We start from the raw sequence: 13,651 nt of genomic DNA on the forward strand, positions 1-13,651 counted from the left end.
AATTTTCTATAAATTGAATAACGGGATATTTTTTGGGGGGGAGAGATTAAATCTCAAAATCCGGTAAATAGTCTGTCAGGACTTTATTAACCTGTTTCCCTTTTACCTGATCTGTTACCGTCGTTGCACCTTCCTTTTTACCGGCATCGTAGTTTAAGGAAACTTTCTCCACTTTATTACTAACGTGAATAGCGGCTTTTCCTTTTTCCGTAAGGTTGCAAGTGATAGTCCAGTCACCTACTTGAATGATATTGCCTTTGCGAACTACCTGCATATCCGGACGGTTGTCTCCATGTGTATCCATCACAGTCAGGAAACGGGCGGTTTTGCAAGGAACAGTTGTAGAAGAGAAATGCCAGTGATTAGGATATTTCACTGCTTTTCCTTGTGCATTCGTCACATTTTTCCAGTTGGTCGGAGCACAGAAGAAAGTATCTACCATTGCCTGTTCCGTTTTTGCCGAACTGAAAAGATGGGCAACAGAGATACCGCCAGCTTTATTCCTTCCGGTTACTTTCACCTCATCGGTCAGTTCCTGTATTTCCATCGGTAATTCTACAGTATGTAAAAGGTAACTCCATGTAACAGCCTCCTTTCCTTCCAGTTCATCATAAATCACGAAAACTCCGGTACTTCCCAGTTGGATGATATGACGGCGGAACATATTCAGTTTGTTCTCATCCCATCCTTTTTCAGGCGTATATTGCGTACCGGATAGTTCTCCACGTTTCAGCCATAGGGGAGAAGTCACTTTACCATAAGCATTGGAAGCATCTCCTACCATATAAGCGATTTTTTCTCCTTCATACCAACGCGGAATCCAGCCATATCCTTCCGTTCCAATCTTTTGAGTCATTCCATTTACCAAAATGCTGTTGTGTGCACGGGTGTTACGGTAAGAATACATACAATGATCGTCCGTAAAACCTGTACGATGTCCGCTGCTGTAAAAAATGGCTTTACCTCCATAGAATGTATTAAAAGCATTCTGATTGGCCAGTGCATGGGAAGTGGAACCATAAGAACTGGAGCGGAACGATAACATGGCATTCTTATCTATATCTCCCAAAGAGGTATTCATCGTACCGATTCCCGTTTCATTGAATACTTTTGCCATGGGTAGTTCGGCAAGAGTATGTCCTTCTTTGGGGAGAGCTTTTTTGGTTGTACAACGATACCAGGTCAAGTCTCCAGATTTTCCGAGGAAAGTTTTTTCCATGATATCCGGTTCCTTTTGCAGAATGGTACGTACATAAGCAGCCGCCCACGGATTATTACATTCACGTGCCAAGGCATCCGCATAACCTACTCGTGTACCGTTCGGCTTCATTTTGCTTTCATGTGAATTGCCTTGTCCGGCTGATTTTGAGAATGGAGGCTGCTGGTAGATGACGTAAAATGCATTGTTGTTATACCACGGATCAGCGAAGAAATCGAATCCGCTGATACGGGAGTAGAAAGCGGGAACTTCAATCAATGTGCGGAGATTGACCTGGAAATAAGAATCACCATTGTGCCATCCTCCATCCGCGTTGAGGCCCGGCAGACGGGATACCCATTCATTGTAGCAATAATCCACCCAGGTGGAAGCCATCGGGAGTTCGCCATACGTAGCAAATGCCGCCATATTCAAGATACGGAAAGTCATTTGCCAGACATGATTATCAGCAATGCGGTTTTCCAAGTGATTGACATATTCATGATAGAACTTCTTTCCATTGTCACGAATCGTTCTTAGGAGTAGTTTTCTCTCATTCGGAGTCAACAGATTGTACCATGCATCATACGCTGAAGTGCTCATGGACAGAATAGTAGAACGATTGAAATCTCCAGCAAAGTACTTACTTTTTTTCCAGGAAAGAATTTCGGAAAGACGCTTAATGCCTTCTTTGTAGTATACCTCATCTTTCGTTAACAGGTAAGCGCGTACCATGGCTTCGATATTTGCTTCTTCACGGTCTACAATCTTACGACTTTCCCGAATCAGGGCAGAACGATATTGAACAATATTTGTCAACTTGACAACCTGGGTTGTATCAATTTCTTCTTCCAGATGTTTCAGCGGGTGGTTCAGGCATTTATCGGCTTTTCGGATATAAGCCTGTGCCTCCGGATTGTTTTTATTCCGTTCGATGATATTATCCCAATCTTCGGCATCAAGCAAGATGCGGGGATGAGTCTTAGGCAATTTGGTTAATACTTCCTGTAGAGAAGGAGGGTTGAATGTACGTATGTGTTCGTCTATATAAAAATGATAAACAGGTGACCATTCTTCTTTTCCTTCTTTGTTAACGTAGGCATGTTGCCAATACCATTTCCCTTTTTCAAAGAGTTTGAATGGGTTGAAAAATGCCCATTTTCTTTCGGCGGTAATCACTTCCGATTTAAATTCGGGGTCGCGTGCAATACGGATGCGGTAGGTTACTTCGGGTTTGTAGTCCTCTTCTTCAACTCCGTCCAATACAGCACCGAGGTGCGGGAACTTATCCGGCCACATAAAACGTGGGGGATTGACAGTAATATGCTGTCCGTCCAGAGGCGAAGGCGTTTCGCGGACTTCATGCATCAAGGTCTGTTGAGTCAGACGCATGATTCCTTTTTGTGCATATCCATTGGCGAATAGCAGAAGGGTGAACAAGAGAAAAATAGATATTCGTTGTTTCATCATATAACTTTGCTTTTATTATTCATCGCTTTGTTATTCAGCGTTGTTTGAACAAATCTTTCAGACGAACAGTCTTGTTATTAATCAGTGGACATGCCCAGAAACCGATAAAGGTGATATATCCTACAAAAACAAGGATAAAGAGCATACCCGTACGGAGTGATGTTGCATCTGCCAGTGTACTTACAATCATCGGACCACCGGCACCACCTACAATTGCCGAGCATAGTATACCTGCGAATGAACCGTGGTGCTGTGACGCAGAGTTCAGTGCCAATGAGAATACGATGGAATACATCATGGAGATGCTGAATCCAACAGCAGGGAAAGCAAGCATGGATACTTCCTTACTTCCGAATAATGCTGATAATAATAGGATGATCGTCAGAATTCCGGAAATTTGCAACAATTGTTTACTGTCAATTAACTTGAGCAGAATCATACCTACCAGACAACCGGCTGTCATCAATCCCCAGAAATAGCTTACGGCCTGTGCACCGTCTGTTTGTGGGTTAACTCCATGATATTGTTCCAAGAAGGTACTCATGAAGATTGAAGTTCCCTGTTCCGTACTTACATAGCAGAAAATTCCCAGGAAAAACAGCCATACATATTTCTGTTTGAATAAAGCCAGATATGAATCTTTAGACCCGCTTTTCTCGTCTTCTTTCAACTCGATCTTGGGAAAACGGGATACACCGACAGCTATCAGCATGACCAATAGCAGGATTGTAAATACCCAATAAAGAGATACCCACGGCATTTCCCGTGGAGTGACATCGGCCAACAGGTCGATAAAGAAACCTTTACCTGCTGTATATGTTGCCGGATCAAGTTCACGAATTAGATAAGTATATACCAGAGGACTTAGGAAAGAAGCAATGCCAAACATGAACTGTGCCAGTTCGGCGATAAATGCATAGTTTTCTTCTCCTCCTACGGTACGTTGGAGTGGATTCAATACCGTTTGTAACATGGCCATTCCCAGTCCGATGATGAAAGAAGAAGCCAATAACATCGGATACGTGTGCATGCAGGCAAATAGGATGGTGCCGATAAACGGCATCAGAAATCCACCGAATAATATCGGCTTTTCACCGAAACGGTCGATGAGCAATCCGGCAGGGATAGACATGATGGCATAGGCCAGGAAGAAAGAAGTCGGGATAAATCCCGCCATTGCCAGGTCACTTAGATTGAAGTTGTGGATAATATCCGGAATGAGTGGGCCTAGAATATTGGTGATAAACGAGATGGTAAACCAGAACGCCATAATCAGCGCCAGCATCCCTAAATTTTTTCTCATAATCTTAAATAGTTGATAGTTGATAAATGATAACTGATAGATGGAAGTTGATAATTAATTGATGATTGAGTATTTGTATGTTGGGATAACTTTCATTTACTAACTATCATTTATCAGCTATCAACTATCATTTATTTTTGTTTTCATTTGAAAAAGAGTGAAGCGGCTCCAATACTTCCGGCCTTGTTTCCAAGAGCGGCAGCTATGATTTGAGTATTCACGGCACAGTCGGGGATGGCGTAACTGCGGGCTTTTTCGCTTACTTTCTGAATATAAAAGTCTCCGGCTTCGGAAAGTCCTCCACCGATCACAATCTTTTGAGGGCTGAAGATATTAATGAATCCTGCAATTCCATGTCCCAGAAAATCACAGTGTTCTTCCAGCGATAGTTGTGCAATCTTATCTCCTTGTTTGTAAAGGCGGACGATCAGTTCTCCATTAATCTCCTCATTCGGGTAGGAGATACCTGCGTCTATTATCCGTTGACTGAAACGGTGTACCAAGGCGGAAGTGGAAGCATAATGTTCCAGACAGCCGACGGAACCACAGGCACAAGGTTCGCCATTGGCAATGAGAGGCACGTGCCCCAGTTCTGTCCCCCGGTTGGCATAACCGTTGAACAATTTGCCATCGATGACTACTGCACCGCCAATGCCTGTTCCTACTGTTAGGAAAACAACATGAGTGGCTCCCTGTCCGGCTCCATACATTGTTTCTCCTAATCCCATCAGATTGGCATCATTTCCTAATAAAGCCGGGAGTCCGGTTTCCTTTTCAATGCGGTCCGCCAGATGTATGTTTTCCCAACCGTTGATGTTTTCCGCACCTCCCAGAACTATGCGGTTTGTAGAATCTACGATGCCCGGTGTACCGATTCCTATACCATTGATTTTGTAGCCTTGTTCCTGTGCAAAGGCTTTCACTTCATTGATAGCAGTAACCAACTGTCCGATGACAGCTTCTGCTGATACATCGGCTTTCGACGGTAACTTCCCTTGAAAGTAAAATACGCCTTCATTATCAATTAGGGCGTATTTTACAGAAGTTCCGCCAAGGTCAATTCCTATAGCGTATTCTTTTTCCATATCACCAAGTAATACTTAATACATAATACTTAATACTTAAAAAAATCACACTCTTTCTGCCCAAATCGGTGAACTCCAAGCCCATTGTCCGTCACGTTGGCGAACGCGTACATAGTAGTAGTCCGTATCACGTTGCGGGTCTTTATCTTCCATGTAGTGTTCCAGAGTGAAACAGCTTTCCGGCATAGCACGATTGAAAAGGATCGCCTCGCTCAACCAACCGATCATGAAGTGTGAACGTGAACCTTCGAGCAGCTCGCCCAACGTATGTTCAAACTTCTTGCCATTGAATTCGGCAATGATCTTACCGTCTTTGGGCATTTCCACATCCAGAATGACGGCTTGCATGGCTGCTGTAGTCGTATTCGGATTTTTGCTGCTATACATATCTAGTTCGGTTTCCTTGTTGCCAACGGATACGATACGGTTGACATGCGTGTGGAATTCAGTTTCACCTTCTTGCGGAGAAGTGAACGCTGCGCCACGGAAACAAGGAGTTACACTATGGATCTGTCCTTTGTCCACGGACAGTTTACCCTGCCAATGTACGTATTTCTCTTCACGATTCCAACCAAAATCAACTTTAACTTTGCAACGTACCGTATCACCTTCCGGGGCAATCGGAGTCAACGGGCCATTCATGCGAGCTAAAATCTGTCCGTTCTTGACAATATCTACATAGTCGATACAGCTTTCACCTGTAACGTTCAGATAGATACGGCGGCTGTTACCGCGAACCACGTCACCCATGAAAGCGTCGTTGAGGCGGAAGTCGATAATAATTTTATCACCGGTTGCGGCACATACATGGCGGGTGCGGAGAGCTTCCCAAATAGCGTCGCGAGTCAATGACGGAGCCATGACACCGATACGACCGTCGCCATAGCTTCCCGGATAACCGGAATGTTGATCGGTAGAAGCCATGATACCGAATTTGTTGCCTAATTCAAGACCATATTGAATGGTTCCTTCCCATTGGCGCGGACCCATATCGTGTAGATAAGGATAATCTCCCTGATCGCTTTCTGCCAGACCATGACGGGAATACATTTCTACGAATGGGGTAATATCTCCTTCGGTAAAGCATTTCCAGTTGTAACCGCGATAGCCGCCCTGGTAACCCATGTGATGTGGAGTAATAAATACTTTGTGTCCTTTTGCCTTCTGTTTCCAGTCTTCGATAGAAGTACATTCCACAAGCGGTGCGTCGAGATCATAATTCAATGCAACATGGTCACCATGTTCCATGCTGTGGGCCTCGTATCCGACAAAAGTAAGGAATTCACCTTCTTTATTATATTCATTCGTCATTTTTACGTACTTCTCATAACCGCCTTCACGCAAACGTTTGAAAGCTCCTGTGTGATAATCAATCACCCATTTCAGGCGGGGATCATCTGCTCCGGGAATATCCGGCCACATAGCATGAGGAGTGACACTGACAAAATCCAATTGTCCTTTCGCTGCTTCAAAAGCGTCGCGCATGTCGCCGTGTCCGTATGTGATGTTGCAATGGTTATGTAAGTCGCCCCAGTACATTTTGAGGTTACTGGCTGACGGCATAATCTTTTTTGCTTCTTTGCTTCCAGCTGCGCAAGAACCCAGCAAACTGCCTGAAGCTGCCAATCCGAGGAAAGACCAGCCTGTGTTTTTTAAAAACTTTCTTCTATCCATGGTTTTATCTAATTTATTCGGTAAACTAATAATGAAGCATATTAATTCTTATTTATATGTCCTCCTCTTAGCGGTTTTGCATTTGTCGGCGATCACCTTTAAAGAGGACTTTTTCCTTTTCATCCGGGTCAGTATCTTTGTACTGTTTTTGAGTGTCCTGAAGTAGCTCCATCAGCTCTTTTTGTACTTTAGCATACTCCGGTTTGCCGAAGACGTTGTTCATTTCTCTCGGATCAGCTTTCATGTCATACATTTCCCATTCGTCAATATCGTTGTAGAAATGAATTAGTTTGAAATCTTGTGTACGGATGCCATAGTGACGTTTTACAGAGTGTTCTGCAGGGTATTCGTAATAATGGTAATAAGCAGCTTTACGCCAGTCGGCCGGGGTTTTGCCTTCGTTGACCAATATCGGTTTCAAAGAAGCTCCTTGAATATCTGACGGAATATCTACTCCGGCAAAGTCGAGGAAGGTAGGAGCAAAGTCTACATTCATGCTGATTGCATTACTGGTACTTCCTGCTTTGATTGCTTTCGGGTAACGGATGATAAGAGGCATGCGCTGACATTCTTCATACATGAAGCGTTTGTCAAACCAGCCATGTTCGCCAAGAAAGAAACCCTGGTCGGAGGTGTAGACAATGATTGTATTGTCTAGTTCACCAATCTTTTCGAGATAATTCAGTAGTCGGCCGATATTTTCGTCTACTGCCAGAACCGTAGCCAGATAATCGCGCATATATTGTTGATATTTCCAGCTGATTAAAGATTTGCCTTTCAAGTCACCTTTGCGATATTCGGCAATGCGCCCGGCGTATACAGAATCCCATTTATCCTGAACTTCAATTGGCATACGTTTATATACACTATAAAGACGGTTGGTTGTATCTTTCAGCATTTCTTCACGAGTCATCAATTTGAGATCCCAGTCGTTTGTCAACGTGTGCTCGATAGACATATCCTGCTCGCGAGCAGCTCTTCCACGACCTTCGTAGTCGTCGAACAGATTAGCCGGTTCCGGAAAAGTTGTATTGTTGAATATGCCCAAATGGCGGGGAGCGGGCATCCAGTTACGGTGTGGGGCTTTCTGGTGATACATCATGCAGAACGGTTTGTTCTTGTCACGTCCTTCAAGGAATTTAATTGCTTTGTCGGTAATAATATCCGTAGCATATCCTTTTTCTACGATATGTTTTCCGTCTTCCCAGAAATCAGGATCGTAATAGTCACCTTGCTCATGTTGGCCGCTAAGGATACTCCAATGGTCGAAACCTTGCGGTTCGCTGATGAGATGCCATTTGCCAATCATGGCAGTCTGGTATCCGGCTTGCTGAAGAAGTTTGGGGAATGTCTGCTGATCGCCGTTGAATGTACTTGCATTATCGGTAAAACCATTTTCGTGACTGAACTTGCCGGTGAGGATGCAAGCGCGCGAAGGTCCCGAAAGAGCATTGACAGCGTAACAATTATCAAAGCGAATACCTTCATTGGCAATCCGGTCCATATTAGGAGTTTGAATCAAATTTCCTCCATAACAGGACATCGCTTGAGTGGTGTGATCATCCGTCATCATGAAGATAATGTTCGGCTGTCTGACTTCTTCTTTCTTTTGGCTGCTGCAAGAAACGAGACTTAGTGCTGCCAATGGGAGGAGTAGGGTAGAGGAGGTGTAATAGTTTTCCATAATGATAAGAAGCCTCTCCCAAGAAAAGGGGCAGGGAGAGGCTTTGAGGCTTTTTATAGTTTGTATTTTAATGACTGTTTCTTTCCGTTTACTTTCACTTCTACTTCCAGACCGTTTTCATCGAACGCTTTGTTCTTGAATTTAGCGTCAAATTTAGGGGCATCTGCGCTTTTCTTAACCGGGTAGATAACAGTGATGTAACGTACAGCTTCTTCGCCGTCTTTTCTCACGTTGAACGATACATTCATACGTTTGTAGCGTTTGCGATAAGCTGTTGAACACCATCCTGGTTCTTTCTTCATACTCATGCCAGCAGGGCCAAAGCATTGCAGTTTCATATTGCTTCCATCCTCAAACTGTGTCAGGAACGTCATGTCTTCGCGGCTGTTGGCAATTTCTCCTTTCGGCATCTGATAGTGAAGATTGATAGAACCTTTACCGCTACCTGCCATTTCATCTACAATGACAAAGTAAGTGTTATTAACGAAGAAAACAGAACGACGGTGTTTCAGATTCTTGTAACTCGGATTTTCAGTCACTAAAGTCTGGATAGCACCTTCCGGTTGCCATAACTTAGTAACAGATTCTGTTGTCTCGAGATTTTTGTTGTCCAAGGTTACTGTGTTGTGAACACAAGTCTGACGGTGCCAGTTGCGTTGTTCCATTACTTCGCCTTCACCGGCGTATACATACGAACCTGAATCCGGGAACAAATTCTTGCCGTTGAACCAAAGTTCAAATGTACCATTATCCGGCTGACAGTGCCAAAAAGCTTTCGGACCTGCCTTTACTACCATTTGGGTAGCATCCATTCCCCATGAATTACGGAATACAAAGAAGCCTGATTTCAGGAAACCTTTAGACATATAATCCGGCAATGCACCTTCTTTTCCTTCTGTAGCAAAGTATTTGATTGCCTGGTTCTTCGGGAACAGTTTGCTCCATGACTTGTAGTTTTTCACCATTTCTTTCTTTGTTGTCAACTTGGCGTCGCTGAAACATGGATTGGTGTAATCAGGGAAAGAAATGTTTGCATAGAACATAATCATGTTTTCAATGGTATCCAAATAATCTTGAGGGAATTCCTTACGGAATCCGTTGGCATCTGCGATACCTAAAGCTTTACAGAAAATGTTAATAGCTGCCAGATGATAATGTGGATCAAGTTCGAACTGTCCGCCATCTTCGTATACCTGTACGTGAATTTCACGGTTCAGAATGTCGATACCACTTTTTCTCCAAGCCGGAGCATCTTTGAATTCAGGGAAAAAGGCACCTGCATAAATCATGCGTTGAGCTTCAAACAGTAAATGGTTGCCTTGATCCGAGTAATTAGCAAGGATATGTACAGCATGTTTGTAATAGTTCACCAGGAATTCTGTCAGGAAGTCTGGAGTGAAAGAAGGGGAGGGGAGGAATAACTGGAACTGTGAAGTCTGGTCTTGCAGACGATTACTCACTTCCAGAGGACGCCATGCAAAACGTACGTTTTCTACTTCACCTTTGATTTTTCCATCACTTACCAGCTCATATTCTTTCTTGTCCATCTTCACCAACGGATTCTTTTTAATCCAATCGATATACTGGTGTGCCCATTCTTTAGCATATTTTTCATCACCGGATATGCGGTAAGCTTTTCCCATCGGAGTGAACCATTTGTGACGATGCAACTGCCAGCGCAGCTCATTATCTTTCACCGGCCAGTATTGCCAGTTGATATCTTCTCCATAATTGTAAGAAGGTTGATAACCTTTATGTACGAAGAATGTATGTTTCAATCCATCATCTGCCCATTGCTGTTCTTCTTTGCTGATGGTCACTTTGTTCAGATTAATATCCGGAGTTTTTACGTTGGTACGTGCACGGTAATAGTCCAGTAATGCTTTGGCAGCATCCTCATCTTTACCCTCCTGATGCAAAGCTTTTACTTTCTCCAGTCCCGGATAATCCAGGTTAAGGAGAGAAAAGACTTCACTTTTCAGTTCTTGGGCGTAACCCTTGCTTACGAAACATGCGATTGCAAGCAAAATGATGTACTTTAAAGTTTTATTCATGATATAATAGGTGTTATAATTTTATGTATTAGATATCTTTGTAGTTGATACCTTTCAGATTCATGAATCTCTTCAATGCTTCCAGATAATAGTAGTCAGCATAGTTCAGTGGAGTGTCGATTTCAGAACCATTGGGTAGTGAACCTACGGAGTGCATCAAAATGAATCCTTGATTGTCACCCACTTTTGCGAGATACGCATCACTTGACAAACTCTTCAGAATCTTTTCCGCATAATCCAGATATTTCTGTCCATCGGGAACCATTGTGCTTAGTTCGATCATTGCAGAAGCAGTGACAGAAGCAGCAGATACATCACGTGGAGTTTCTTTGGTTACAGGAGCATCATAATCCCAATAAGGAATAGCGTCGTCTGTTTTTACGCGATCCATAATCATATCGGCTATGTCCTTTGCAAAGTTCAGGAAGATACTATCATTTGTTTCGCGGAAACAAGCGGTGTATCCGTATACAGCCCATGCCTGTCCGCGTGCCCATGAAGAATCATCGTTCTTGCCTTGGTGGGTTTGTTTTCGTTCTACTGTACCATCGCTATTATAGCTTACTACATGCCAGCAAGTATAATCCGGGCGGAAGTGATTATGCATGGTTGTCATGGCATGCTTGATAGCGATGTCTTTATATCTATTGTCACCTGTCGCCTTTGCTACATTGAACAGAAGATCAAGGTTCATCATATTGTCGATAATAACCGGGAAGTTCCATGTTCCGAAATCCCATGAACGGATAGCGCCGATAGAGTCGCTGAAACGACCGCAGAGGTTATCGGCAGTTTCTCTCATCACAGCGGCAATGGTGTCGTTGGGTGAAAGACGCTCTGCATTGCCATAGCTGCAGTTGACCATGAATCCCAAATCATGCGTACCTTTATAATAGCGTACCGGATTCAGTAGATTTGTATATTGGATGGCTTGAGTTTTCAGTGTATCGTTTCCTGTCAATTCGTATGCATACCACAGTGAACCGGGGAAGAAACCGCTCGTCCAGTCATAAACGTTGCAGAGGCGACGTTTGCCTAATTGCTCGGCAGTAGGTTGTGCACGTAGTGAATCTTTAAATGTTAATGAATCTCTTTCCAACTGACGGCAAAGGAAATCCATGTCATAGCCGGTACGGATGGAGCGTGGCAACATCCCTGTACCACTAACCTCTTCAGCAGAAAGTTGTAATTGGGCAGAAGCTACATCCAGTCCTTTTTTTATCCAACTGTAGTCTTCCTTTGGGGGTATCTGGCACGACGCAAGTGCAATACTAACCGAAGCAAAGAGAACAAGTTTCTTTTTCATGTTATTCATTTTAAGTAATTGTTTTTAGAAGTTTTGTAACTGATGCAAAAGTAACCGAAAGACTAAACTTTCCGTTGCAGGATTGTCCAAAAGGTGTTTGAACCTTGCTTTTCAAGTTTTGATTTTGTTGAAAATGGTTTTAAATTTCTCCAATATGCCCTATCTAAGGCATATTGGAGAGAAATTATGTTTCTATTTTAAATCAATTATTTACCCCAGCCCGGATTTTGATTGAACTTTTTCATCAGGTCTAAATCTCGTTGTGGAATAGGGAGTAATTCATGTTTACCTTTCTTCGTAAAGGTGTAGGCTATAAAATTACCTTCTGGATACCAACCCACAATATCTTTGTACGTATTAACAATTGATTCATAATAAATTCCCCAACGCACTAAGTCTTGACGACGTTGACCTTCAAAAGCTAGTTCATAAGCACGCTCATTTTGAACGGCCTTTTTGAAGTCTTCATATGACATTGTTTTTAGATCAATTGCAGAATTGCCTGTTAGATAAGGTTTCCCATATCCGCGACGACGTACCATATTAATTGCAGCTAATGCATCACTGGTTGGTCCATTATGACACTCGTTTAAGGCTTCAGCATAAAGTAGGAGGACGTCTGCATAACGAAGAATATACCAATTTATGTTTGACTTATCTTTGTTTAATAGTGAGTTGTGTTGCTCAACATATTTTTCGGTATCCCATTTTGCCGGAGTGTAAATTTGTTCGTTTTTCTGTCCTGCACTTGGATCTTCTAATTCACTTTCTTTGACGTATAATATTTTATTTGGAGCATATTTGTAGTTGGCAATTGATAGATCACGACGCAAATCATTGGGCTCTTTTTCTTTCCATCTTAGATAAAAAGGGTGTATAACTTTTACGTTTGCTGAATTACTAGCACGTTTACCTTCAATTTCAGATACGGCTACTCCATTCCATTTGCCGATACGACCACATGGATCTTCACTTGCGCTACCTGTAACAGTTGGAGCAAAGAAACTAACTTCAATTAAGCTTTCCGCAGGATCCCAAACACCATTACAAGTGTTTTTCCATAACTGTTCATAGCTATCTAACAAACGGTGTTTACCAGAATTGATGAGTAAAGAAGCGGTTTGAGCAGCCAGTTCCCATTTACTTGTATCCTTTAAGGGGGCACCCGCCCATGTTGCATACACTCTGGTCAGTAATCCTAATACAGCTCCTTTAGATAAACGGAATTTATTATCTCCCCGAAGTTCATCTTCAGTTGCATAGGGAAGTACGTCAATAGCATATTTCAAATCATTTTCAATATACTTATATACATCTGTGGGATCTGCTTGCACAAAGGTTTCTGGATTCTTATAAGATTCAGACGTACTTGTAATGAGTGCTATGTGTCCATACCACCGTACTAGTTCAAAATAATATAATGCTCTCAATCCCCGTGCTTCTGCTAAATAGAGTTTTGCTAATGCTTGGTCTTCAGTGTTATAAGTTATCATTTTTGCTTCTAATCTTTCTATAAAATCATTGGCGTCATAAATAGCGTTATATAGTGCAGCCCAAGTGTTTTGTACATATGAATTACTCGTAGTAAATGCGTTTGCCGGATAATCCCGGAAACTATTAGTTGTATTACCTTCGCATTGGGCCAAATCATTGGTTATGTCAAAGTATATAGATAGGTTTAAGGCATACATGTTGTCGGAAACCATATCTCTGTATACACCTAATAATACATTTTTAGCTTCTGTCGCGTTATTCATGTAGTTGTTTTTTCTGATTTCAGAACGTGGATCTTCGTCCAATAGGTCAGAACATGAAGTGAAAGGCAGAATGCACAAAGCTAATGTCGAAATATAATATACTAGTTTTTTCATTGTCTT

Annotated in this window: 8 protein-coding genes; all 8 read right to left on the bottom strand. The window is 42.5% G+C overall.

What is annotated here, in order from left to right; genetic code table 11:
• Positions 1-46 precede the first annotated feature (46 nt).
• Complete coding sequence (locus HMPREF9010_RS02420; protein ID WP_083792385.1) at positions 47-2,668, bottom strand: DUF4962 domain-containing protein; 2,622 nt, start codon at positions 2,666-2,668, stop codon at positions 47-49.
• Between the two features lie 34 nt (positions 2,669-2,702).
• On the bottom strand, positions 2,703-3,971 hold the full coding sequence (locus HMPREF9010_RS02415) for a sugar MFS transporter (protein WP_032852921.1): 1,269 nt from the start codon (positions 3,969-3,971) through the stop codon (positions 2,703-2,705).
• Positions 3,972-4,114: 143 nt separating this feature from the next.
• Complete coding sequence (locus tag HMPREF9010_RS02410; RefSeq protein ID WP_004305716.1) at positions 4,115-5,056, bottom strand: ROK family protein; 942 nt, start codon at positions 5,054-5,056, stop codon at positions 4,115-4,117.
• Between the two features lie 45 nt (positions 5,057-5,101).
• Positions 5,102-6,730: a Tat pathway signal sequence gene (locus tag HMPREF9010_RS02405; protein ID WP_004312479.1), complete on the bottom strand. Its 1,629-nt coding sequence runs from the start codon at positions 6,728-6,730 to the stop codon at positions 5,102-5,104.
• Positions 6,731-6,797: 67 nt separating this feature from the next.
• Positions 6,798-8,414 carry a sulfatase gene (locus HMPREF9010_RS02400; RefSeq protein ID WP_008651375.1) on the bottom strand — a complete coding sequence of 539 codons (1,617 nt, stop codon included), beginning with the start codon at positions 8,412-8,414 and terminating at the stop codon, positions 6,798-6,800.
• Positions 8,415-8,467: 53 nt separating this feature from the next.
• Positions 8,468-10,468, bottom strand: a complete 2,001-nt coding sequence (hepC, locus tag HMPREF9010_RS02395; RefSeq protein ID WP_008651377.1) for a heparin-sulfate lyase HepC — start codon at positions 10,466-10,468, stop codon at positions 8,468-8,470.
• 28 nt (positions 10,469-10,496) lie between these two features.
• Positions 10,497-11,783 carry a DUF4995 domain-containing protein gene (locus HMPREF9010_RS02390; protein ID WP_008651379.1) on the bottom strand — a complete coding sequence of 429 codons (1,287 nt, stop codon included), beginning with the start codon at positions 11,781-11,783 and terminating at the stop codon, positions 10,497-10,499.
• 197 nt (positions 11,784-11,980) lie between these two features.
• Entirely contained in the window at positions 11,981-13,645 is a 1,665-nt protein-coding gene (locus tag HMPREF9010_RS02385; protein ID WP_008651382.1) for a RagB/SusD family nutrient uptake outer membrane protein, read from the bottom strand.
• Between the last annotated feature and the right edge of the window lie 6 nt (positions 13,646-13,651).

It is taken from the genome of Bacteroides sp. 3_1_23, assembly GCF_000162555.1.
GTDB lineage: Bacteria > Bacteroidota > Bacteroidia > Bacteroidales > Bacteroidaceae > Bacteroides > Bacteroides ovatus.

What these genes read in the sequence shown, in the direction of transcription:
- HMPREF9010_RS02400 (WP_008651375.1), bottom strand. Translation starts at nt 8,414, where the DNA reads ATGGAAAACTATTACACCTCCTCTACCCTACTCCTCCCATTGGCAGCA.
- HMPREF9010_RS02385 (WP_008651382.1), bottom strand. Translation starts at nt 13,645, where the DNA reads ATGAAAAAACTAGTATATTATATTTCGACATTAGCTTTGTGCATTCTG.
- HMPREF9010_RS02415 (WP_032852921.1), bottom strand. Translation starts at nt 3,971, where the DNA reads ATGAGAAAAAATTTAGGGATGCTGGCGCTGATTATGGCGTTCTGGTTT.
- HMPREF9010_RS02405 (WP_004312479.1), bottom strand. Translation starts at nt 6,730, where the DNA reads ATGGATAGAAGAAAGTTTTTAAAAAACACAGGCTGGTCTTTCCTCGGA.
- HMPREF9010_RS02390 (WP_008651379.1), bottom strand. Translation starts at nt 11,783, where the DNA reads ATGAATAACATGAAAAAGAAACTTGTTCTCTTTGCTTCGGTTAGTATT.
- HMPREF9010_RS02420 (WP_083792385.1), bottom strand. Translation starts at nt 2,668, where the DNA reads ATGATGAAACAACGAATATCTATTTTTCTCTTGTTCACCCTTCTGCTA.
- hepC (WP_008651377.1), bottom strand. Translation starts at nt 10,468, where the DNA reads ATGAATAAAACTTTAAAGTACATCATTTTGCTTGCAATCGCATGTTTC.
- HMPREF9010_RS02410 (WP_004305716.1), bottom strand. Translation starts at nt 5,056, where the DNA reads ATGGAAAAAGAATACGCTATAGGAATTGACCTTGGCGGAACTTCTGTA.